This is a genomic window from Caulobacter sp. UC70_42 (genome assembly GCF_044056025.1).
Lineage (GTDB): Bacteria > Pseudomonadota > Alphaproteobacteria > Caulobacterales > Caulobacteraceae > Caulobacter.
This window is the reverse complement of the sequence record NZ_CP171994.1, coordinates 4545363-4566143: the sequence shown is the minus strand read 5'-3', so window position 1 is coordinate 4566143 and position 20781 is coordinate 4545363. Positions and strand designations below refer to the sequence as shown.

The 20781-nt window shown below is 65.9% G+C and carries 19 protein-coding genes and 4 pseudogenes; 9 read left to right on the top strand and 14 right to left on the bottom strand.

The features are described 5' to 3' along the window. Window positions 1-163: 163 nt before the first annotated feature. From ACHMW8_RS22890 to ACHMW8_RS22875, 4 genes and pseudogenes are all read right to left on the bottom strand, one after another. Window positions 164-1297 carry a TonB-dependent receptor domain-containing protein gene (locus ACHMW8_RS22890; protein WP_395443828.1) on the bottom strand — a complete coding sequence of 378 codons (1134 nt, stop codon included), beginning with the start codon at window positions 1295-1297 and terminating at the stop codon, window positions 164-166. A gap of 1120 nt (window positions 1298-2417) precedes the next feature. Then, window positions 2418-2972 (bottom strand): annotated as a pseudogene (locus tag ACHMW8_RS22885) (TonB-dependent receptor plug domain-containing protein); the annotation flags it as partial. A gap of 323 nt (window positions 2973-3295) precedes the next feature. Then, the gene (locus tag ACHMW8_RS22880) at window positions 3296-4294 is read right to left on the bottom strand and encodes a FecR family protein (protein ID WP_395443827.1); all 999 of its coding nucleotides are present in this window, start codon (window positions 4292-4294) and stop codon (window positions 3296-3298) included. Window positions 4295-4307: 13 nt separating this feature from the next. Further along, window positions 4308-4805 carry an RNA polymerase sigma factor gene (locus ACHMW8_RS22875; protein WP_395443826.1) on the bottom strand — a complete coding sequence of 166 codons (498 nt, stop codon included), beginning with the start codon at window positions 4803-4805 and terminating at the stop codon, window positions 4308-4310. A gap of 151 nt (window positions 4806-4956) precedes the next feature. On the opposite strand from ACHMW8_RS22875, the gene ACHMW8_RS22870 reads away from it, so the two are divergent. The 6 genes and pseudogenes from ACHMW8_RS22870 (at window position 4957) to ACHMW8_RS22845 (ending at window position 8375) form a co-directional block, all read left to right on the top strand. Continuing rightward, window positions 4957-5295 carry a helix-turn-helix domain-containing protein gene (locus ACHMW8_RS22870; protein ID WP_395443825.1) on the top strand — a complete coding sequence of 113 codons (339 nt, stop codon included), beginning with the start codon at window positions 4957-4959 and terminating at the stop codon, window positions 5293-5295. Between the two features lie 168 nt (window positions 5296-5463). Beyond that, window positions 5464-6207: a DNA -binding domain-containing protein gene (locus ACHMW8_RS22865; RefSeq protein WP_395443824.1), complete on the top strand. Its 744-nt coding sequence runs from the start codon at window positions 5464-5466 to the stop codon at window positions 6205-6207. A 44-nt stretch (window positions 6208-6251) separates the two neighbouring features. After that, the gene (locus ACHMW8_RS22860; RefSeq protein ID WP_395443823.1) at window positions 6252-6617 is read left to right on the top strand and encodes a helix-turn-helix transcriptional regulator; all 366 of its coding nucleotides are present in this window, start codon (window positions 6252-6254) and stop codon (window positions 6615-6617) included. After that, on the top strand, window positions 6607-7089 hold the full coding sequence (locus tag ACHMW8_RS22855) for a DUF2840 domain-containing protein (RefSeq protein ID WP_395443822.1): 483 nt from the start codon (window positions 6607-6609) through the stop codon (window positions 7087-7089). Before ACHMW8_RS22860 ends, ACHMW8_RS22855 begins: the two co-directional genes overlap by 11 nt. Window positions 7090-7121: 32 nt before the next feature. Continuing rightward, window positions 7122-7604 carry a S26 family signal peptidase gene (locus tag ACHMW8_RS22850; RefSeq protein WP_395443821.1) on the top strand — a complete coding sequence of 161 codons (483 nt, stop codon included), beginning with the start codon at window positions 7122-7124 and terminating at the stop codon, window positions 7602-7604. Next, window positions 7601-8375 (top strand): annotated as a pseudogene (locus ACHMW8_RS22845) (lytic transglycosylase domain-containing protein). The gene ACHMW8_RS22850 and the pseudogene ACHMW8_RS22845 overlap by 4 nt, the downstream one beginning before the upstream one ends. A gap of 101 nt (window positions 8376-8476) precedes the next feature. Here ACHMW8_RS22845 and tnpC read toward each other — a convergent pair. The 4 genes and pseudogenes from tnpC to tnpA form a co-directional block, all read right to left on the bottom strand. Then, window positions 8477-10003 carry an IS66 family transposase gene (gene tnpC, locus ACHMW8_RS22840; RefSeq protein ID WP_395443820.1) on the bottom strand — a complete coding sequence of 509 codons (1527 nt, stop codon included), beginning with the start codon at window positions 10001-10003 and terminating at the stop codon, window positions 8477-8479. 72 nt (window positions 10004-10075) lie between these two features. After that, a complete protein-coding gene (tnpB, locus tag ACHMW8_RS22835; protein WP_395443819.1) occupies window positions 10076-10429 on the bottom strand; it encodes an IS66 family insertion sequence element accessory protein TnpB in 354 nt (117 codons plus the stop codon). Beyond that, a pseudogene (locus tag ACHMW8_RS22830) lies at window positions 10426-10767 on the bottom strand (transposase); the annotation flags it as partial. The pseudogene ACHMW8_RS22830 and the gene tnpB, both read right to left, overlap by 4 nt. A gap of 171 nt (window positions 10768-10938) precedes the next feature. Continuing rightward, window positions 10939-11292, bottom strand: a pseudogene (gene tnpA, locus ACHMW8_RS22825) (IS66 family insertion sequence element accessory protein TnpA); the annotation flags it as partial. Between the two features lie 252 nt (window positions 11293-11544). Here tnpA and ACHMW8_RS22820 point away from each other — a divergent pair. Genes ACHMW8_RS22820 through ACHMW8_RS22810 form a run of 3 tightly spaced genes read left to right on the top strand, consistent with a single transcriptional unit; the run spans window position 11545 to window position 15656 of the window. Continuing rightward, a complete protein-coding gene (locus ACHMW8_RS22820) occupies window positions 11545-13257 on the top strand; it encodes a relaxase/mobilization nuclease domain-containing protein (protein ID WP_395443818.1) in 1713 nt (570 codons plus the stop codon). Between the two features lie 12 nt (window positions 13258-13269). Continuing rightward, window positions 13270-15237, top strand: coding sequence for a conjugal transfer protein TraG (locus ACHMW8_RS22815; RefSeq protein WP_395443817.1), 1968 nt, complete (start codon window positions 13270-13272; stop codon window positions 15235-15237). Further along, a complete protein-coding gene (locus tag ACHMW8_RS22810; RefSeq protein ID WP_395443816.1) occupies window positions 15234-15656 on the top strand; it encodes a ribbon-helix-helix protein, CopG family in 423 nt (140 codons plus the stop codon). The genes ACHMW8_RS22815 and ACHMW8_RS22810 overlap by 4 nt, the downstream gene beginning before the upstream one ends. 23 nt (window positions 15657-15679) lie before the next feature. On the opposite strand, the gene ACHMW8_RS22805 is transcribed toward ACHMW8_RS22810, so the two are convergent. The 6 genes from ACHMW8_RS22805 to ACHMW8_RS22780 all read right to left on the bottom strand — a co-directional run bounded on the left by ACHMW8_RS22805 (window position 15680) and on the right by ACHMW8_RS22780 (window position 20506). Beyond that, window positions 15680-16585 (bottom strand): NAD(P)/FAD-dependent oxidoreductase, encoded by a 906-nt coding sequence (locus tag ACHMW8_RS22805; RefSeq protein ID WP_395443815.1) that lies wholly within the window; start codon window positions 16583-16585, stop codon window positions 15680-15682. After that, window positions 16578-17024, bottom strand: coding sequence for an RrF2 family transcriptional regulator (locus ACHMW8_RS22800; protein WP_395443814.1), 447 nt, complete (start codon window positions 17022-17024; stop codon window positions 16578-16580). The genes ACHMW8_RS22805 and ACHMW8_RS22800 overlap by 8 nt, the downstream gene beginning before the upstream one ends. Window positions 17025-17330: 306 nt before the next feature. Continuing rightward, complete coding sequence (locus ACHMW8_RS22795) at window positions 17331-18107, bottom strand: anti-sigma factor family protein (protein ID WP_395443813.1); 777 nt, start codon at window positions 18105-18107, stop codon at window positions 17331-17333. Continuing rightward, the gene (locus tag ACHMW8_RS22790; protein ID WP_395443812.1) at window positions 18104-18631 is read right to left on the bottom strand and encodes an RNA polymerase sigma factor; all 528 of its coding nucleotides are present in this window, start codon (window positions 18629-18631) and stop codon (window positions 18104-18106) included. The genes ACHMW8_RS22795 and ACHMW8_RS22790 overlap by 4 nt, the downstream gene beginning before the upstream one ends. Window positions 18632-18651: 20 nt before the next feature. Next, entirely contained in the window at window positions 18652-20100 is a 1449-nt protein-coding gene (locus ACHMW8_RS22785; RefSeq protein ID WP_395443811.1) for a hypothetical protein, read from the bottom strand. Window position 20101: 1 nt separating this feature from the next. Further along, window positions 20102-20506, bottom strand: a complete 405-nt coding sequence (locus ACHMW8_RS22780) for a DUF305 domain-containing protein (RefSeq protein ID WP_395443810.1) — start codon at window positions 20504-20506, stop codon at window positions 20102-20104. Between the last annotated feature and the right edge of the window lie 275 nt (window positions 20507-20781).

Sequence of the window (20781 nt, the reverse complement as noted above, 5' to 3'; positions counted from 1 at the left end):
ACGGCCTTGCCGAAGTTCTGCACCGCGAGCAGATTGTCCACCGTGTAGGGCCGAAGCGCGGCGGAGGGTTCCGCCGCGACCGGCATGGCCAGCGCACAGGCAAGCGCCAGCCCTGCGAGTTCTCGCATGACTTGAAACTCCGAAGTCTTTGGAGGGTGACGGCCTACCAGGCCTTGGTCAGCTGCAGCGCGATCACGCGCCCGTTGGGATCATAGTTGGCCGCGTCGAAGCCCACGATCTGCGGTGCGTCGTAGAAGGGCGGATCCTTGTCGAAGACGTTCTGGACCGTGAGCGTGACGGCCGACCCTCTCCAGGGACCCGTGCGAGCGTTCGGCGACCAGCGCACCTGTAGGTCAGCGGTGATGAGCGTCGGCATCCGGCGGGCATCGTTCGTGCGCAGATCGCCGATGTGATTGATCGTCATGGTCGAGGCGAAGGAACCATGAGACCAGGTGGCGGACGCGCGAGCCCGTAGATCGGCCGGGAAGCCCGCCATGCCGGCCAGTTCGACCGATGTCGAGGTCGGTGTCACCTCGCGCTTGTAGTGCAGCAGCCAGGAGAGGTTGCCGTTCAAATCGATCCGGTCGGCGCCGAGATCGACGCGATACCCGCCCTGGAAATCCAGGCCTTCGACCGTGAAGGCGCCGGCGTTGACGTAGCGAGCATCGCCGATCGCGCGATAGGCCTCGGCGGGGTAGAGCGCCTGGGACGACGCCGAGGCAAGCGCCAGATAGGTCTTCACCAGGGCCAGGTCGGCCGGATTGGTGGCGGGGGCGATGAAGGTGCGGAAGGGCGCCAAGTCGCTCGCCGTCAGGATGGTCGAAAGATAACTGACCGCCGGCCGGCCAATTCGCCCTTCGAACGCGGTGCGAAATAGCGTTCCCGAGAGCGTGAGCTCTGGATGGCTGGCGGGCGTGAAGTCAAAACCGCCGGTCCACGACTTCGCGGTCTCAGGCATGAGGCCGGGATTTCCGCCCGAAAGGATGAGCGTCAGCGTCGTCTTGGATCCGTTGACCAGGTTCACGGGTGAGGCGCCGGGCACGTCGGTGAGCTGGCCGATCGAAGGCGCGCGGAAAGACTCGCCGTAGGTGGCCCGGAAGGTCAGATCGTCGACGGGCGCCCAGGCCAGCCCCGAACTTGGGAACGGTCGCCGCGACGCCGCCGCCGTAGTCCTCTCGACGAACGGCCGCCGAGAGCTCGAGCTTCGCCAGGCCGGGCTTTCGAAACTCGCCGCCGAAGAGCGGCAGGCGCGCTTCGGCGAACACCGCCTTGACGGTGCGCTCGCCCCGCCGCGCAAGCGTTGGGGTGGGGGTCAGAGACGAGGCGGTGCTCACCCCGCTGGTCTTCAGGAACTCGCGACGCGCCTGGGCGCCGACGGCCAGTCGAAGGGCGCCGGCCGGAAGGTTGAACAGCGCGCCGTCCGCCGTGGCGTTGACGATGTCGAGCTTGCCGAGCGTGCGGCGCTTGTCCCAGCCGGAGACGACGAAATCGAGCACCGCCTGGGCGTTGCGACCTTGCCCGATGTACGGATTGAAGAAGCCGTCGCGCGCAGCGCTATAGCCGCTTAGAGGGCTGTCGGCGGTGTTGCCGAGCGCTTCATTGAGGGCCGCCGAGTTGAGCAGGCCGGTGTTGCCGCCGCGCGTCAGCTCTTCACCGTGTCCGCCATAGGCGTCCAGGCGCCAGCCTTTGGGCAGATCGACCTTGGCGCCGAGCGAGACGTTGCGGCTCTGGACACGTCCCTTGCTCACCACTGGGCCGGTTTCGTTCTGGAACGAGTACCCGATCACGTTCGAGGCCGCGCCATTGGGCGAGACAAAATGGGGATTGGCCCGGCTCACGGTCATCGCCGTCAGGGGCGCGAAGTTGCGGTGCTCGTACCGGCGATTGCTGTAGCGCAGCTCGGCATTGAGGCTCACCCTTGATCCCACCTCCTGCGTCGCCGAGGCGTAAAGGCCCGTGCGCTCTTGCGTCGGCAGGATGTCGGAGATCGCATTGATGTTGGTGTAGTTCACTTGGCCGGCCAAGAAGGATGACGGCGTCAGGCCCGTTCCGTTTTGGCCGGCGGGAATGGCATAGGCGGGTTGGTTGTTGATCAGGACGTTGCCGGGCTGACTGTAGAACAGCCGATGATCGACGCCTCCGAAAGGGCGCAGATCCGCATTGGCCGCGTAGGCGCGATCGCGGCCGGGCAGATGGCTCGTGCGTTGGTATTCCGCGCTCAGGAGCACAGAGCCCGTCCGCCAGGCGCCGCCATAGGTCTGGGCGAGCTGGCGTTGCGCAAGACCGCCCTGGGTGGCGCCGCCAATCCGCGCTCGCGTTTCCATGCCCTGCCAGCGGTCGCGCATCACCACATTGACGACGCCGCCGACGGCGTCCGAGCCGTAAACGGCCGAGGCGCCGTCGAGCAGGACATCGACGCGCTCGACCGCCGCCAAAGGCAGGCTCGAAATATCGGCGAAGTCCGCCATGATGCCCGCGCCCGCCATCCGACGACCGTTGACCATGACCAGCGTTGCGTCGGCGCCGAGCCCGCGCAGGTTCACGCCCGTGGCGCGCCCCGCGTTGGTGCCGGTGCTGTCGGCGCCGACCCCGCCCGCTCGATCGCTCGCCGTGCCCGAGAACGTTTGAGGCAGCGCGGCCAGGGCGTCTGCTATCGTGGCGAAGCCGCCGCGATCGATGCTGTCGCGTCCCACGGTGATGACAGGGGAGGCGACATTTCTGACGCCGCGAATGTGCGAGCCCACGACGATCTCTTCGACCGTGACGGCCTCTTTGGCGTCAGCGGTGAGCGGCGGGTCCGCAGCGACCGGGTCGCGGACGCGGTCGCTGCTCTGGTTGTTGACGGGCGTGCGCATCGAGCGGAGCACGATCACGCCGGGCCGCACCTGCTGCACGACGACGTTGCTGCCGCCGAGCAGCTTTTCCAGAGCTTCGCGCGCCGTGAAACGGCCTTGCAGCGCCGGCGCCTGCATCCCGGCGACGATATCGCTTTCGAAGAGGATCTTGATGTTGGCTTGCGAAGCCAGAGCGATCAGCGACTTCTGCATCGGCCCGGCCGGCACCGAAAGCGTGACCTGGGTTTCTTGCGACCACGCGCAGGCCGGCGCTGTCGCGGCGACCAGCACGCAGGTGGAGACTGAACTCAACAAACAAAGCGACGTACGCGTCATCTCACTCTTTCCCCCTCCACCCTGCGGGGCGCCTCAGGGCGAGACGCCGAACGGCCGCGGGTGGTGTGCGGGAGAGACGGTGGGGAGGACGCCGAGGGACATCCGCCCGTGAAAAAATTATGACGCTAACTCGCTCGGCGCACCTTAGGTTGCAATTCGACGTCGCCGTTCGATTTGGCGACGCGATCAAGCCCGAAAAGGGTGGTCACGGCATCGACGAAATCCGTCGTGTCACTCGATGAGAAGACGCCGTTGACGACGCGGTTGGCGTCGACACCGTCGGCCAAGACGATCTTGCGGCGGCTGTAGCGATTGAGCTCGGCCACGGCTGCGGACAAAGGAACGTCCTGGAACGTGACGTCGCCAGTCGTCCAGCTGCTGGAGGCCTTGGCGTCCACCGCGACGGGCTTGGCGGCAGCGACGGAGCGCGGTGAAAGCGCCAAGGCCTGCCCGGGAACGAGCCGCCACGTGGCGCTCGGTTTGTCCCGGTCCGTCACGACGATGCTGCCTTGGGTGAGCGTGACGCGCACCCCGTCGGCCGTGCGCCGCACTTCGAACTTCGTGCCCAAGGCGCGGGTCTCAGTGTCGCCGGCCGCCACGATGAACGGGCGCGCCGCGTTATGAGCAACGTCGAAGAAGGCTTGGCCGCGCACGAGTTCGACGCGTCGCTCGCCTTTGCTGTAGCGGATCCGGACGCGGCTGTCGGTATTCAGCGTCACGCGAGAGCCGTCGTCGAGGCGTGCACTGAAAGTCTCCCCGACGCCGGTCGAATAGGACGGCGGGCGGAAGACCAACGTCGCTGAAACGCCGCCGATCAGCGCGGCCGCCAGCGCGGCCCCCAACACGAAGTACCCTCTTCGCCCGCGTCCAATGAAGTGAACCTTCGGCTTGGTCGTGCCGGTCATGGCGCTCGCCGCGACCGCCTCGATGTCCGGATCATTGGCCAGCAAGCGCAAGGATTGGCTTAGATCTTCCAGTCGCTCGTAGGCGGCTCTGTTCTCGGGGACGGCGCGCCAGGCGGAGAATGCTTCGATATCGCCGTCTGGAAGCTTGTCGTCGTTCAAGCGCGTCAACCAGTCGGCCGCCTCACGCGTCGAGCGCGGAATTTCCCGTTGATCGGTCATATCCTGTGCCGCCTCAGTCCCGCGCCGCTTGCGTGATGACCAGTGCTTGGCGCACGCGATCCTTCACCGTTCTCACCTTCCATCCTTTGAGCGCGGCGACATCTTCGTAGCTCAAGCCCTTGATCTTCGTCAGTACGAGAGCATCGCGCAACTCAGACGGGAGAGCTAGTACGATATCTTTGAGGACCAGCAGGTCTTCGGTCGTCAGCGCCGTCGAACGCGTTTGCATGAGCAACGCATCCGCGTGACCCTGGCGTTCGCGCCGTTCGCGGCGCGCCCGATCGACGGCGAGATTGTTGGCGACCGCAAGCAAGAAAGCCTTGGGATGACGCACTTGGGAAGAGGCGTCCTGGGCAGCGGTTTTGATAATGGCTTCTTGGGCTAGATCCTCGGCTTCGTCGCCATAGCGGATGCGTAGCCTGTTCCTAAGCCAATCCCCGTACTGGCGAACAAGCGCTTCGGCAGCGCTCATCACGTCCGAGGGTGTGGCTGGTGGGACAAAGCCATCCATGGGGTATTCCACTTCTGATTGCCCCACAGAATCCTACAGAAAATACACCTTGAAAAGGTGTATTTGATTTTAAATACACCTTTATGCGGCCTGTCCGCTCCCGCGTCGCCGTTGAACATCACTCGCCTGAGTACGATGGGCTTCGGGGCGGATGGCGACAGTCGAAGAACAGTTCAGAGATCTGCTTCGCCAACACCGGAAACGTGCTGGCTTGAGCCAAGCTCAATTGGCGGAATTGATCGAACGTCAGACGAACGCGATCCAACGTCTCGAAAGTGGGGAGGCGTCCCCGACGCTTGAAATGCTCGAGCGTCTAGCGACTGCCCTCAAAATCGAAATCCGGGATTTCTTCGGCGTGGGGCACTACGCGGTGCGTGCCGGTCGAACCGATCCTTTAAGCACTATCTTCAAGCAGGTCGTCGGCCTCGATGACGAGGATCTGGAAAAGCTCAGTGAGCTGATCACAGCGGCGCTGAAAATGCGCAAGTGATGCTGCATCTAAACCGGCAGCGCCATGAAGTCGGGCGCGCAATCTTTGGCGACAAACTTCAAATTGCTTGCGCCTCAGTCGGGTGATTGCTGCCGATCGGGGCCTCCACTCTGCTCGCGGAGCGGCTTCTGAGTGCATACAGCGTAGGCTTCTGGCGGCATCAACTTTATGGCCGCGCCGCTCGCCAATCCGGGACCGGTTGGGTCGCCGGGCGCGGGCTTCGGCGGCGGCTGGCGCTCATTCCTCGGCCTCCCGGTGCCGGCGCTGTGCTGGGAATTCCTGCGCCGCAATCCGAGCTATCGCGAAGACTTTGCTCGCGCGGTGCGCCTGGGAAGCGCCATTGACAGGCGATGGGGCTTGTCAGCCGCAGCCGATCCTGAGCTGTCCGCCGACGAGGGGAGGGTGGTCTGGCGTGCTGACGTGGCGCCGGGCATCGTTGTACCGATGGAGCGCGCTACCTTCGGATCGGCGCGACGTTCTCCACTAGCGCGTCTTTCGCCGATCATAGGAGATGATGGCGCGCACGTTCGTCTGCCAAGCGGTCTTCAGGTGCAATTGCGTGACGGCGCGACGTCGGCGGGTCCGTTGGTCGTTGTCCTCTCGTATGACGCGGACTTCCGTCTTCGGGTGAGGGCCGTTGATGCCCTACGCCGCGCCGATACGACCGAGACACCGCCCCGATCGCGCTTGTCATCCGTTCAGCAGGAGCGTCTCGCTCGCGCTTTGGGCGCGCTTGATGGTGTTCAGAGCCATCGCAGTTATCGCGAGATCGCCGCGCAGCTTTTCGGCGATATCGGGGACTTGGCGGCCTTCAAGACCTCGTCGGTCCGCGACGTGACGATCCGCCTAGTGCGGCGCGGGCGGGCCTTGATGGCGGGCGGATACCTCAAGCTACTTCGGGGAGGCTTCTGAGGGGTGGCGAATAAAGGCCTGCCCGGTCTTCGCCATCCTCCAGCGTGGACGTGCTGAGCCACGGTTTCCCCGAGCCGCCGTTCCTTGCCTGGACCTTCCCGGCGGTTGTCGAGGACCGCCGCATGTCGAATTCCGTTGAAGAGGGCGTCGAACGCCTGCTGCTGGCCCCTGAGGCCGCAAAGATCCTGCGTCTGACCGTCAGCACCTTGGCCAAGCACCGTGTCTACGGAACGGGGCCCCTTTACCGGAAGAATGGAGGTCGGGTCGTCTACGCCTTGGCCGATCTGCAGGCCTGGTCGCGTCGTGGCCTTCGGCGCTCCACCAGCGACAGAGACGCCGTCGCGATGTCGCCGGCTAAGCCTCACGCGGCCATCGCGCCTGCTTATCGGGACGCGTCCGATGAGCACTGAGGGCGCATCGACCACGCTGACGCGCGTCGACCTGCTCTTCCTCAAGGATCGCATCGAGCGATGGATCCGGTTCGGCAAGCCGGTGTCGGAGGTCGATCACGATCGTCGTCGGCGTACGGTGGGGTTCGCGCCAGGAGCAGTGTTTTGCTTCGTGCGCTGGCGCGCCGGTGAATACGGAACGGTGCAGTCGCGGATCGCCGTGCTGCGCGCGTTTACGCCTGGAACGCCCTTCACGATCTATCCGGAGGTCGCGCCGGGCGCTGAAATCCTGCTCAACATTGCGGGCTGGTCGAAGGTCCAACAGGTTCTTGAGGCGATCGACGGCGTGGAGCGCGGTGGCTTCGCGCCGGAACACGTGGCGCCAGACTACTGGCGTCACGTTGGCGCGCGGGTTGCCGTTGGACTGCCGCCACGCACCTATGATCGAGCGCGACACCGCGCGTGGTTGGTGCGCCGGAGTCTCTTCGCGTGAGCCGCCCCCGATCCGCCCCCGCGCTGGTCGCTGTGCTCGGCGGCCTCATCGCGATTGTCACGGCTCGCGCTGATCGCGCGCCGCGTCTCCTCCTCAATACCACCGCGAGTGCGCCCGAAGGCTTCTACTGGGTTACGCCAGGGCGCTTCGCCATCGGCGACCTGGTCGCCGTTCGACCGCCACCGCCGCTGGCAAGGTGGATGGCCAAGCGCGGCTACCTGCCCGCCAATGTTCCGCTGCTGAAGGTCTTCGCGGCTGGGCCGGGGCAACAGGTCTGCGGCACGACCGAGGGCCTTTTCATTGACGGGCAGTGGCTCGCTCGCGCCAAATATAGCGACCGCTTGGGACGGCCACTCCCGGCCTATCGCGGCTGCAAATCCATCGCCGTCGACGAAATCCTGATCGTCAACGGGCGCGCTCCGGACAGCCTCGACAGCCGGTACTTCGGCCCGATCCCCGCCCGAGGCGTGATCGGGAGGGCGCGTCCGGTTTTGACTTGGGGCGCGCGGCCATGAGCTTTGCGTCCATCCTTTCCCTGTTCGGTTGGTCTTCCGGTCCTTTCCCCGTCCCGGTCGAGACCACGTCGGCGGTCGCGCGCAGGCGCGGTCAAGGGCGGCCGCCAGGCCGGCGCGGGACGCGCCTTGCCCTTGGCGGCGCCGAGCACGGCCGCAAGATGTTTAAGATCGAGGTGGCCGGAAAATCTTCGCGCGCGCAGTGCGCGACCGTCGCTCTCTCCTTCTTGATAGTCGGGCTTGCCCACGGCCAGTCCGTCGCGGCGGAGGACATACGGCGCGATCAGATCATCGCCGCGGCGATCGACGAAGCGGCTGGCCGGTTCAGTCTTCCTGGATCCTGGATCAGGATCGTCATGGACCAGGAGAGCGGCGGTCGAACGCGCGCGGTCTCGGCCAAGGGCGCGATGGGGCTGATGCAGCTGATGCCCGCGACGTGGCGAGATATCAACAATGAGCTGGCCCTGGGAGATGACCCTTTTCGAGCCCCGCGCCAATATCCTGGCAGGTTCGGCCTATCTGCGCCGGATGTACGATCGTTACGGGGCGCCTGGCTTCCTGGCGGCCTACAATGCCGGTCCCGCGCGCTATGAGCGGTATCTGGCGGGCACGGCTTCCCTGCCCATCGAGACCCAGAACTATGTCTGGCGCCTTGCCCCTCGGCTGGGGAATGGCGGTGCTCCTCCGGTTTCGCTTCAGGCTCCTGACTGGCGTAGCTCGGCTCTCTTCATATCGCCGGGCGCTAGCGTAGCGTGGCGGGGTGTCGGGCCATGACGCGCGGGGTCAGGGGCCTGGTCAACTTTGGCGAAGGAATGTGGGCGACGGGGCAGGGAGCGTCCGTCCTGGGTCGTATGCGTCCGGCTGCTGCACGTCCGTCAGGTGTTGACGTGATTTCCGCTCTTCCAGGCCCAGGGCAGCAGCTCGTCGAGGCGGTTGACGGGGTGGCCATCGACCATGCGTTCGAGCACATCGCGCAGGTAGGCGAAGGGCTCGACGCCGTTCATCTTGGCGGTCTCGATCAGCGAACCGACCACGGCCCAGCGGTCGCCGCCGCCGTCCGAACCTGCGAACAGGTGGTTCTTGCGGCCGAGAGCAATGGGCCGGATCGCGCGTTCGACGGGGTTGTTGTCCAGGTCGATGCGGCCGTCGCTGAGGAACAGGCTGAGCGCGTCCCAGCGACCAAGGGCGTAGCGGATGGCCTCAGCCAGGGCGCCGCGCGGCGGCACGCGGGCCAGCTGACGTTCGAACCAGATGCGCAAAGCGTCCACCAGCGGACGGGAAGACTCCTGACGCGCCGCCCGCCGCAGCGCCGCCGACTGGCCGCGCACCTGGGCTTCGATGGCGTAAAGCTCGCCGATCCGGCGGAGCGCTTCGACGGCCACGGGCGCCTTGGTGGACTCCGCGATCTCATAAAACTTGCGCCGGGCATGCGCCCAACAGGCCGCCAGCTTGACGTCGCCGGACGCGGTCAGCGGCTCAAAGCCGGCATAGCCATCGACCTGGAGGACACCCTTGAACCGGCCCAGATGGGCGGCCGGGCGCTCACCCTTCCGGTCCGGCGCATAGACATAGACCGTGCCCGGCGGCTCGGGTCCGCCCCACGGTCGATCATCACGCGTGTAAGCCCAGAGCCGCCCGGTCTTGGTCCGGCCCCGGCCAGGATCCAGCACCGGGATCGGCGTGTCGTCGGCGAACAGATGGCTGCTGGCGAACAGGTTGGCCGACAGCCTGTCGTGCAGGGCTTGGAGCCACCAGCAGGCCCCGCCGACCCAGCCGGCCAGCGTCGAGCGCTCCAGATCCACGCCGTGCCGAGCGAAGATCTTGGACTGGCGATAGAGCGGGGTGTGGTCGCAATACTTGCTGACCAGCACCTGGGCCAGCAGCGCCGGCGTGGCCAAGCCGCCGTCGATCGGCCGCTCCGGCGCCGGTGCCTGGACGACCGTTGCGCAGGCCCGGCAGGCGTATTTGGGGCGCACGATCCGGATCACCCGCATCTGCGCCGGGACCCAGTCCAGCATCTCGCTGACGCTCTCGCCGATGCTGTGCAGGGTGCCGCCGCAGGCGCAGACCGGGCTGTCGATGTCGATCAACCGGTCTTCGCGCGGCAGGTGGTCGGGGAGCGGTTTGCGCTTGGGCTGGGTCTTCGCGGGCGCCGGCAGGATGTCGGGCCGGCGCGCTTCGGCGGCGGCCAGATCGGTCTCGACATCCTCCAGGGCCAGCGCCAGTTGATAAGCGTCCAGGCGCTCGGAACGGCGTCCAAATTGCGCGCGCTGGAGCTGCTTGATGATGGCTTTGAGCCGGTCGATCTCGCCGTCCCGCTCACCGACGAAGCCGGCCATTTCGCGCACCAGCTGGTGCAGCAAGGCCGTGTCGGTAGGCAGGTTTTCGAGATCCAGCCGCATGCCCGATTCTACTATTTTCGGAGTCCGCGACCAAGCATTTTCCCCTTATCCAATAGGGGTTTTGACGCTGTTTCAGCCGGCGATGGCAGGCCGCCAGGTGCGCTCCGGGAACCGCCAGTCGATGCCTTCGATCAGCATGGCGAGCTGCGCGGGCGAGAGCACCACCGAGCCGCCTGGCGTGGTGATGTGCGGCCAGATGAAGCGCCCGCGTTGCAGCCGCTTGGTGAACAGGCACAGGCCCGTTCCGTCCCAGTAGAGCAGCTTGATGGTGTCGGCCTTTCGTCCCCGGAAGGCGAACAGGTGGCCCGAGAACGGGTCCTCCTTCAGCACCTCCTGCACCAGCATCGACAGGCCATTGAAGCCTTTGCGCATATCGGTGTGGCCCAGCGCCAGATGCACCTTCACGCCGGATGGGATGATCATCATCGGGCCGCCTCCCGCTGCGCCACGTACCGCCGAACCTCGTCTGGATCGCTCCCGGGCGGCGCGAAGACCCTGCGTCCGTCGCCAAGATCGACGGCCACCGCGCCCTCGGGGATGGGCAAGGGAATGCCCGCCGTGAGAGCCTGGCCCGCCGCTTTCCGGCCATCGCCAACCAGCCGGACACGAGCCAGCCGGGCGCGCTCGTCCTGGCCAAGCCCCATCTGCGCGCGCCATCGGAACACCATGCTGGTGACCACGCCGTGGTTCCTGGCCACCGCGCTGACCGTGGCGCCGGGAAGCTGCGTCTCGGCGACGATGGCGCGCCTTTGCTCGTCGCTGAACGTCCGGCGACTGCTCCGGCCGTCACCGTCGCAAAGGGTTCTAGTCGCGCCCGTCAAGCCGGATTCCAACGCTGGGGACTTAGCACTAGTGCTTCGTCTGGGGCCCACATACGGGCGGGCGCTGGGATGAACGAGCTCTCGCCAATCGATCCCAAGGGGGTCTTCGTCCAGGCGTTGACGCCACTGACGCAGCGACGAGGTCGTCAGCCGATGGGCGCTGGCGTACTCCGCAGCGCTCAGTCCGCTCCACAGGTGGGCCTCGACGTGCATGGCCCAGAACGCCTGCACGGCCCTGTTACGGACCTCGCTGGTGGAGCGTCGCGGCGGAGGCTTTCGCTTGCTCAAAGGCTTGTGCTGCAAGGCGTCGGCGTCACCGATCTTCTTCAGCCAGTTGCCGAAGACGGCCGGCTTGAGCCGGTGCTCGCCGCAGTATGCCGCGCGCGACAGACCGCTCAGCCGCCACGCCTCGATGTGGATCGCCCAATAGGTTCGCAGCCCTCGGTTTTGGTAGCGCTTCGACGCCACGGCCGACCTCCCTCGATAATCAGGAGCCCGACATGGTTCGCCTCATGGAAGGAGAACAAGAGTGCAACAACCGAACGCAAACCCTGGGTCATCGGCTAAGGCAAGATAAAAGCACAGGGACCATTTGGCCCTATGCGATTGATGATGTTGGAGATTTTCAGGAACCCCCAGGGCTTTCACAGCCCTTCAACCGGCGAAATCCCAATGAAATCAGCGGTCTTTTAGGGACCAGAGCGCCGAAGGCCCTAGGCCATGACGCGTGACGACGATTTCGAGCCGAAGCTTGGTCGTCTCGGTGGCAAGCGCGCCAAGGCGCCTCGGCAGATCCGCAGCTTCTCTTCGGAGGTGTCGGCCGCGACACGCCGATCAGGGCTTGGCACTCTGGACTTGGGACCGAAATCTCGCGTGCGGTCGTTCGGTCGAGGTCGTTCAGTCCCGCCGTCGCACTCGAGTCGCCGGGTAGTCATCAAGGCCCGGATCGTGCGTCACCAAGGCGCGCGCTTCCGGGCGGCAAGTGTCGGCACACATCTCTATTACCTGCGACGCGGCGGGTCGGGACGGGATGGTCGGGCGAGCGAGGCCTTCGATCGTGACGGCGCCGCCGATCACGGGGCTTTCGCCGCGCGGTCCGAGCCAGACCGGCATCACTTCCGTTTCATCGTGTCGCCCGAGGACGCCGAGCAGCTGAGCGACCTAGGGGCAACCACCCGTGACTTGATGGCCCAGATGGAGCGGGACCTGGGGACGCGGCTAGACTGGGTCGCGGTCGATCACTGGAACACGGACAACCCGCACGTCCATATCCTCGTTCGCGGTGTCGCCGAGGACGGTTCGGATCTGGTGATCGATCGCGACTACATCGCGCGAGGGCTGCGAGAGCGCGCCCAGCTGCTGGTTACCCAAGAACTTGGCCCGCGCTCCGCGCTCGAGATCGGCGCGGCCGCAGATCGGGAGGTCTCGGCCGAGCGCTGGACCGGGCTTGATCGCCGCATCGTTTCCAGTCTCGGGGAAACCGGTGAGGTCGACCTTCGTCCTCGTCGCTACGAGGGCGATGACGATCGCCGCCGCCTCGTCGGCCGCCTTCAGGTCCTGCAGCGGTACGGGTTTGCCGACGAGAGAGCGCCTGGCCGCTGGCAGGTTGTCGAAGACCTCGAGCCGCGCCTGCGAGAACTCGCCCTGCGAGGGGACATCATCAAATCCCTGCATCGTGCGATGGGCGAGGGCGAACGTGATCCCGCGAGCCTGATCATTGAAGGTGATTGCCTGGCGTCACCGGTCACTGGGCGTGTCGTTGAGCGGGGTCTCCACGACGAGCTCAATGGCCAGGCCTACGTGATCGTCGACGGCGTCGACGGGCGTCTCCATCACTTCCGGTTCGCGACCCTTCACGCGACAGGCGATACGCCGGCTGGCGGACTCTTGGAAATCCGAGCTTTCGATAGCCAAGGCGCCCCGGGGCTCCAGGTTATTCATCGATCGGACCTGTCGATCGATCGCCAGATCTCCGCCGACGGCGCAACCTGGCTCGACCGCCAGCTGGTCGTCAAAGAACCCACCAGCCTTGCCTCTCACGGGTTCGGCGCTGAGGTGCGATCCGCTCTCGATCGTCGGCGCGACCATCTTGTGTCGGAGGGGAGGGGGCGGATCGTCGACGGCCAATTCAAGGCCAACGGCAACCTCATCGGATCGCTTCGGCAAGGCGAACTCGATCGGGTTGAAGCACAATTTCGAAAGACCAGTGGCGGCGTTGTTCGGGCTGGAGAAGGCGAACCCTTGACGGGCGTCTACGCCCGCCGACTCGACCTCGCCTCGGGTCGCTTTGCGATGATCGACGATGGCCTGGGGTTTCAGCTCGTCCCGTGGACGAAGGCGCTGGATGCCAAACTTGGACAGGAGGTGACGGGCACAATCACGAAGGCTGGGGTGGAGTGGTCGCTGGGGAAAAAGCGCGGGCTCGGACTGTGATGGTGCAAGCAAATGACCGGCACGAAGATCCTCTGGGGTCAGATCCTTCTCGTGGGGGCTTTGGCCCTCGGAGGTATCTGGCTCGCCACCCAATGGACCGCCTGGCAACTCGACTATCAGCCACGGCTTGGACCGCCTTGGTTTGAGATCGGCGACCAGCCGATATACCCACCCCCAGCCTTCTTCGTCTGGTGGTTCATCTACGAAGCTTATGCGCCCGCGGTGTTCTTGCGGGGCGCATTCCTGGCGGCCGGAGGGTCTCTCGCCGGCGTAGCGGCCGCCATCGCGCTGTCGATCTGGCGCGCGCGCGAGGCCAAGTCGGTGACCACTTATGGCTCGGCGCGATGGGCGACGCGGCGCGAGGTGCTTGCCGCAGGCCTGCTCGGCGCCAGCGGCGTCATGCTGGGACGGCTGGGGGAAGACTACCTTCGCCATGCCGGCCCTGAGCACGTCTTGTGCTTTGCCCCCACCCGTAGCGGCAAGGGGGTCGGCTTGGTCGTGCCTACGTTGCTCACTTGGCCGGCCTCCGCTGTGGTTCACGATATCAAAGGGGAGAACTGGCAGCTCACCGCTGGGGCCCGGGCCGCGTTCGGCCATGTGCTGAAGTTCGACCCTACCGACGCGACCAGCGACGCCTACAACCCCCTTCTGGAAATCCGTCCCGGCCCGACCGAGGTGCGCGACACGCAGAACGTGGCCGATATCCTGGTCGACCCGGAAGGTGCGCTTGAGCGCCGAAATCACTGGGAAAAAACGTCTCACAGCCTGCTCGTCGGGGTCATTCTCCACGTGCTGTACGCGGAGGCCGACAAGACCCTGGCCGGCGTCTCCAACTTCCTCGCCGATCCGTCCCGGACGATCGAGACGACGCTTCGGGTGATGATGTCCACCCGCCACCTCGGCGACCGAGTGCATCCCGTCGTCGCGAGCGCCGCCCGGGAGCTTTTGAATAAGAGCGACAATGAGCGGAGCGGCGTCCTTTCCACGGCAATGAGTTTCCTTGGTCTCTACCGAGATCCCGTCGTCGCGGCGGTGACCTCGCATTGCGACTGGCGGATCGATGACCTGGTCGAAGCGGACAAGCCCGTCAGCCTCTATCTTGTGGTCCCGCCGTCGGACATCAGCAGAACCAAGCCGCTGATCCGGTTGTTGCTGAACCAAATAGGCCGGCGGCTGACCGAGGGGCTTGAGGCGGCCCATGGGCGGCGACAGCTCCTTCTGATGCTCGACGAGTTTCCGGCCCTCGGGCGTCTCGACTTCTTTGAGCAGTCGCTCGCCTTCATGGCAGGCTATGGCATCCGCTCATTTCTGATCGCCCAGTCGCTGAATCAGATCGAGAAGGCCTACGGGCCCAACAATTCGATCCTCGACAACTGCCATGTCCGCGTGGCGTTCGCGACCAACGACGAGAGAACCGCCAAGCGCATTAGCGACAGTCTCGGCACCGCCACCGAGATGCGGGCGATGAAGAATTACGCGGGGCATCGGCTCTCGCCGTGGCTCGGTCACCTGATGGTCTCTCGCCAAGAGACGGCTCGAGCGCTGCTTACGCCGGGTGAGATCATGCAACTGCCGGCGCACGAAGCGATCATCTTTGCTGGCGCGACGCCGCCAATCCGTGCGCGCAAAATCCGCTACTACACCGACCAAAGATTGGCTGGGCGCGTGCGCAAGCTCGCTGCCGATTATCCGCGGTTTCGGTCTCCGGCGGTGTCGCCCTGGGGGGCGATCCTTAACTCGGACGCCATCGCCCATGCCTCGCTTGCAGGATCGCTGGATGAAGGCGGCCTGAAACAAGAGCCAGTGCTCGCGGATCATGAGCATCGATCCCCGGCGCCTATCGATACGGCGGTTGGGGAAGACGTCGATGTCGACGGTGATGACCAGCAGGGAAGTGAGGTGCAGCGCCGTTTCGCCGGTGTAGCCCGACAGGCAGCGATGGACCACGACGACGGCATCCCGCTGGGGGATGACCTGTGAAGGTCGCGACCAAGGTCTTCCTCCCGCCCGAGACCATCCGAAAGCTGGACGCGTTGAGCCGTCGGACTGGCCGCGGGAAATCCGAAATCGCGCGGGCCGCAATCGAGTCGTACCTATCGCCGGACTCCGCCGAGGCGGCCGAGGGAGTGCTCACCCGGCGCCTAGACCGGCTGTCGCGGCAGATGGACCGACATGAGCGGGATCTCACGATAGCGACCGAGGCCGTTGCCATGTTCATCAGGACTTGGCTCAAGGTCACACCGGCAATGTCTTCCGCCGAAGATCGTGCAGCTACGGCGAAGGGGCAGGAGCGCTATGCCGCCTTCGTGGAGCGGCTGGCACACCGAATTTCCGGAGGCAGATTGCTCAGGATGGAAGTGTTAGCCGACGTTTCTAGTGACGAGACCTGGCGCACCTAGCCCCTTGGAAGGCTGACAGGACTTTAGGCGGCCAGCGCATCGCGGATCAGCGATTGGTGGGCGCCGACACCAGCCAGAACCCCATCGGCCGAGGCTAGGGTGGCGTTTTGCATGGGGCGTGCGGCGTCTCCGGCCGCGTAAACGCCGGGCACGGTCGTGGCTTTCCAGGCGTCGGTTCGGATGATCGGTCCCAGCGGCCCTTCGTCGAATTCACAACCGATCATTTGGGCTAAAGGGCTGGCCATGCGCTGGGCGGGCGCGACAAAGAGGCCGTTCAGCGCGACCGTGCGTCCGTCGGCCAAGGCCACGGCCTCGAGGTCGGGCGCGCTGCCCAGCAGGGCGACGACGGGGGTCCGCTCAATGCTCACCCCACGGGCGTCCAGCAGCGCGCGCTGTTCATGATCCGGTTCGAACATGCCCTGGGTGAACAGCGTCGTTGGACCCCAGTCGGGTATCATCGCGGCCTGATGGGCCGACATCGGATGTCCCGCCATCACGCCCAAAGGCCGATCGCGGTGCTCATAGCCATGGCAGTAGGGACAGTGCAGAACGCTGGCGCCCCAGCGTTCCTTCAAGCCCGCAACCTCCGGCAAAATATCGACGACTCCGGTGGCCAGGACGAGCCGCCGCGCTTTGATGACGCGACCGCCGGCCATGGCCAGTTTGAAGCCAACCTGGAGCGCCTCGGCGTCCAGAACCTCTCCGTGGATAAAATCCACCGTCGGATAGGCGGTGACCTGACAGGTCGCCTCTCGCACGATCTGTCCCGGAGCTTTGCCATCCTGGCCCAGGAAGCCGTGCGAGGCGTCGGCGAAGCGGTTGCGGGGCAGACCCGCGTCGACGAGCAGAATTCGACGACGCGCGCGGGCCAGTTGCATGGCCGCGGAGAGCCCAGCGAAGCTGCCGCCCACGACGATAGCGTCAAACATGGTGATGGTCCTTGGGGATGGGAATTTTGGTGATGTCGACGCCGCCGAACAGGTCGGCCAGCGACACAGTCGCCAGCCGCTTTGTTAACAAGGCGCGCGCTTCCACGACCGCCTCGTCGAGCGCCGCGTTGACGGCCTGTTCAATCAGGCACCCCGGCGATTCCTCGGCCTTGCCCAGAGCGATGATGGGCTCGTCCAGCGCTTCCTGAACGTCTGCAAGGCTAATCTGCGATAGCGGCCGACCCAGCCTCCAGCCACCGCCGTGTCCCTTTGTCGAGACAACGATCCCGGCCTCGCGAAGGCCCGCGAAGGTGCGCCGGATGACAACCGGATTGGTCCCGGCGCAGGCCGCCATCTCCTCGGAGGTCATCGATGTTGGACGTTGAGCCATGTGCAGGAGCACGTGGAGGGCGACGGACAGGCGGCTATCACGTTTCATGTAATATTATTTGTTACGTGAGTGGCCGCGCCGCAAGGGGCGCCGACGAATTATCGCCTGGCCCGCTGGGAGGGCGCGGCCACCCTAGGGCTCATGGCCAGGCAATGGCCGATTGAGCTCGGCCGCGGAATGCGGCGAAGGAGGCGCCAAACGTCTAGTTCCTGGAGCTCCGCCAACGTCGGTTACTGGCGCGACCTAGTCGGCGGTCCCCTCTCTTCGAACAGTAGGCCCGGGGGAGCGCCCGGCTCTACGGCGACGAAGTGCTGCGAAACAGCGTTGGGCGCTCACAAACTTGAACGCTAGAGGTCACGCGATGGCTTCGACTTGCCGACGCACCTCGTCCGCTAAGGGATGCAGCGATTCAGATCTTGTGGGCGCAACGAGGCTGTAGCCGATGCCGTCGCTTGCCCAAGAGACGCCGTCCAAGCCGCCATTGGTCTGTTCCGACATGCGGGTGTTCTTCTCCACCTTCATCGGCCGGACCATGACCGCCAGCCGCTCGCCTTGAGCGTCGTCATAGATGAACATGGCCGCAGGCCCGTGCGGGGTCGTCACCAGGCGTCCGCCGATGAAGCGATAGCCAGCCGACTGCAGATCGGGAACCGCGACCGGACTGCGCAGGCGGTTGGACACCCAGCGGACGAGGTCGGCCTTCTGCGCCGACCCCATCTCGACAGGCCGGTGCAGGTCGGACGCATAGACGCGGTAGTTGTCGGCGGCCTCGTGGGCCAGCGCGCCGACGCCGTTCATGGGCGGGGTCAGCACCCCGTGCGCCATCCAGCCCCCAAGGCCGCCCACGCATAGCAGCATCGTTGCGGCGATCGCGGGCCGCCAAGCGCTTAGTCTGGCGCGCCGGGCCTCAGCCAGGGCGCGTATCCCCAGTTCCGGAGGAATGGGCTCCTCGGCGATCGGCGCCAGGACCGCGCGGAGGGCCGCGCGCTGTGCGACATAGCCGTCGATCCGGCGCGCCACCTCGGGATGGAGTCGGAGATACTCGCGGACCTCGTCGCCGCGCCCAGCGTCCAGCGCCTGGTCGACATAGGCTTGCAGGTCGTCTTCGCTGATCGGGTGTGACGCGCTCATTTGATCCTCCGCAGGTGTGGGCGCTGGGCGGGGTGGGCCGCATCGACGGCGATGAGTTGGGCCAGGCGCTCGCGGGCCCGGGACAGTCGCGACATGACCGTGCCGATCGGCACGCCCAGAACCTCGGCGGCCTGGGCGTAGGTCAGATCCTCGACGCCGACCAGCAGGATCACCGCCCGATAGTCGGGGCTGAGCTCGGCCAGGGCGCGCAGCAGGTCGGCGTGCTGCATGCCGTCCAACTGGCTGGCCGGCTCCGAAAGCGCCGCCTCGGCCACGCCGTCGATCGCCAGATGCCGACCTCGCCGCTGAACCCGTCGCCAGCGGCTGATCGCCAGGTTGTGGAGGATCGAGAACAGCCAGCTGCGCGCGTCGCTGGCCTTGCGCCGCTGGCCCCAGCGGTCAACGGCGCGTTCCAGACAGTCCTGAACCAGATCGTCGGCCTCCGATGCGTCGCGCACCAGGGACCACGCATAGCGCCGCAGACTGGGGATCAACGGTTCTATCAGGCGGATCATGTCATCCATGGCGACGCTCCGCCGAAGGCTTATGGGACCTGGACTTGGACCGGCGCGCCCGGTCCGGCCGCCCCGCCGGTCGCGATCACCAGATAGCGCCGTTGATCGGGCTGGCTGGCTTGCACGAGCTGGCGGATCGGGCCGATGGCGTTGACGATCGCCGAGCCTGCCGGATTGGTCATGAAGTTGGCCAGCGGCTGCAGCGTGCCGCCTCCGTCGGCCTGGGTCGACAGCGCCAGCACATAGGGGGACTCGGGGGCAAGGCCCGTGGCCGAGGCCTGCACGACCTGGATCAGGCCCTGGTCGAACAGGCTGACGCTGGTCGGCATGGAGCCGGCCGGGCCGCCGACGGTCGCCAGGGTCAGGTGTGCGGCCTGTCCAGCCACGCCCAGCGGCTGAAGGTTCTGGGTTCCCGGGCCTTCAGGGACGGCGTTGGGCACATAGGTCAGGGCCTGCGGGGCCTGGCCGATCGGCACGTTGGCGATCACCTTGTGGCTGGCCGTGTCGATTACCGCCAGCTCGTCGGCGTTCTCGAGGCCGACATAGACGCGCGTGCCGTCCCCCGACGGCCAGATCCCGTGCGGGAGCTTGCCGACCGGGATGGTCGCGACCTTGCTGAAGTCGTCGGTGCGGAACACCTGGACCTGGTTGAGACCGCCGATGGTCACATAGGCGAATTGTCCCTTGGCGCTGCGGACGAAATTGACGTGGTTGGTGATCGGACCGGTGTCGATGACCTTGAGGATGTTGAATGGCGGCCGGGCGTTGAAGGCCACCGCCTTGCCCACGTCCTTCAGCGTGAACCACACCTGCTGACCGTCCGGCGAGGCGGCGATATTGGGGCAGAAGGGGCTGGGCTGGACCACCTTGGCGACGATCTTGTGGTCGGCGACGCTGATCACGTCCGTCTCGGGATTGAACGACGAGCAGACATAGCCGTACTGGCCGTCCGGCGAGAAGATGGTCATGCCCGGGCCGGCCGGGGTGATGATCCGGGCCTTCTCCTCGAACGTCGCGCCATCCAGGACAGCCAGATAGTTCTCGCCACGCACCGTGACCCACACCTCCTTGCCGTCGGGCGTGAAGAAGGCCTCGTGCGGCGAGCGGCCGACATAGGTGGTGTGCTTGACCGCGTTGGTGGCGGTGTCGATGAAGGTCACCGAATTGGAGCCGATCGAGACCACGGCCAGGGTCTTGTGGTCGGGCGAGAAGCCCATGCCGTGGACCAGCACCTGGCCCTTGTAGAGCGGACTGAAATTGCCCGGCGACGGATCGCCCAGTCGGATCACGCCCAGGAGCTTGTTGTCGACCGGATCGGTGACCGAGACGGTGTTGGAGAATTGCTCGGCGGCGTAGACGCGATCGCGGTGACTGATGGCGATGTCGGCGTCGCTGGCCTTGCCGGGAGCCTGGCCGGCCCAGGCGGCGGCGCAGAGGGCGCTGGCGGAAAGCGACAGCATGAAGGAGGCGGTTTTCATCTCAGTGATCCTGGGCGGGAGCGTCGTGGTGATGAGGCGCGGACGGCGATGAGGGGGGAGCGGCGGGCGCTGGCGCGGTGGGCGCGGCGTAGGCTGGCGGCAACGGGTCGCCCAGCGCCAGGCGCATGGCGGCGATCTCCTGCTGCTGCTCGACGATGATCTCCTGGGCCACCCGACGCAGTTGCTCGTTCTTGCCGTAGCGCAGCTCGGCGATCGCCATGTCGATGCCCCCCTGGTGGTGAGGGATCATCATCTCGACGAAGTCGCGGTCGACGTCGCCGGTCGGCTTGACGTCCATGGCGATCATCATCTTGCTCATGGCCGCGTCGTTCTCGGCCTTGAAGCCGTCGGCCGGGGTGCTGGCCGCCAGCGGCGCGGCGCAGCCCAGGCTGGCGGCGATCAGCACGGGAGCCCAGATTTTCTTCGAAGAGCGTACTGCAGGGGACAAGGGACGTTCTCCAGCTTCGGCGCGCACGGCGCCTTGGTGAAGGTGAGACGCTGGCCGTCGGCGATTATTCCCCCTCTCGGAAATCATTCTTCGTTCCGAGCGTTGCGAGATCCTCTGTTGAACCGGCGGCCTTAGTGACTCAACACTACCCTAGGTGTCGTTCTCTTGGGGCGGACCAAGTTTCGTTTCGGGCGGGTCCGCGCCTTTACAGACCTGCAAGTCGCCAGGTTGAG

Bases quoted from the DNA above. Each gene is read 5' to 3' on its own strand.
- ACHMW8_RS22795 (WP_395443813.1), bottom strand. From the start codon at position 18,107: ATGAGCGCGTCACACCCGATCAGCGAAGACGACCTGCAAGCCTATGTC.
- tnpB (WP_395443819.1), bottom strand. From the start codon at position 10,429: ATGATGATCATCCCATCCGGCGTGAAGGTGCATCTGGCGCTGGGCCAC.
- ACHMW8_RS22790 (WP_395443812.1), bottom strand. From the start codon at position 18,631: ATGGATGACATGATCCGCCTGATAGAACCGTTGATCCCCAGTCTGCGG.
- ACHMW8_RS22870 (WP_395443825.1), top strand. From the start codon at position 4,957: ATGGCGACAGTCGAAGAACAGTTCAGAGATCTGCTTCGCCAACACCGG.
- ACHMW8_RS22815 (WP_395443817.1), top strand. From the start codon at position 13,270: ATGACCGGCACGAAGATCCTCTGGGGTCAGATCCTTCTCGTGGGGGCT.
- ACHMW8_RS22875 (WP_395443826.1), bottom strand. From the start codon at position 4,805: ATGGATGGCTTTGTCCCACCAGCCACACCCTCGGACGTGATGAGCGCT.
- ACHMW8_RS22880 (WP_395443827.1), bottom strand. From the start codon at position 4,294: ATGACCGATCAACGGGAAATTCCGCGCTCGACGCGTGAGGCGGCCGAC.
- tnpC (WP_395443820.1), bottom strand. From the start codon at position 10,003: ATGCGGCTGGATCTCGAAAACCTGCCTACCGACACGGCCTTGCTGCAC.
- ACHMW8_RS22865 (WP_395443824.1), top strand. From the start codon at position 5,464: ATGGCCGCGCCGCTCGCCAATCCGGGACCGGTTGGGTCGCCGGGCGCG.
- ACHMW8_RS22855 (WP_395443822.1), top strand. From the start codon at position 6,607: ATGAGCACTGAGGGCGCATCGACCACGCTGACGCGCGTCGACCTGCTC.
- ACHMW8_RS22800 (WP_395443814.1), bottom strand. From the start codon at position 17,024: ATGAAACGTGATAGCCGCCTGTCCGTCGCCCTCCACGTGCTCCTGCAC.
- ACHMW8_RS22820 (WP_395443818.1), top strand. From the start codon at position 11,545: ATGACGCGTGACGACGATTTCGAGCCGAAGCTTGGTCGTCTCGGTGGC.
- ACHMW8_RS22785 (WP_395443811.1), bottom strand. From the start codon at position 20,100: ATGAAAACCGCCTCCTTCATGCTGTCGCTTTCCGCCAGCGCCCTCTGC.
- ACHMW8_RS22805 (WP_395443815.1), bottom strand. From the start codon at position 16,585: ATGTTTGACGCTATCGTCGTGGGCGGCAGCTTCGCTGGGCTCTCCGCG.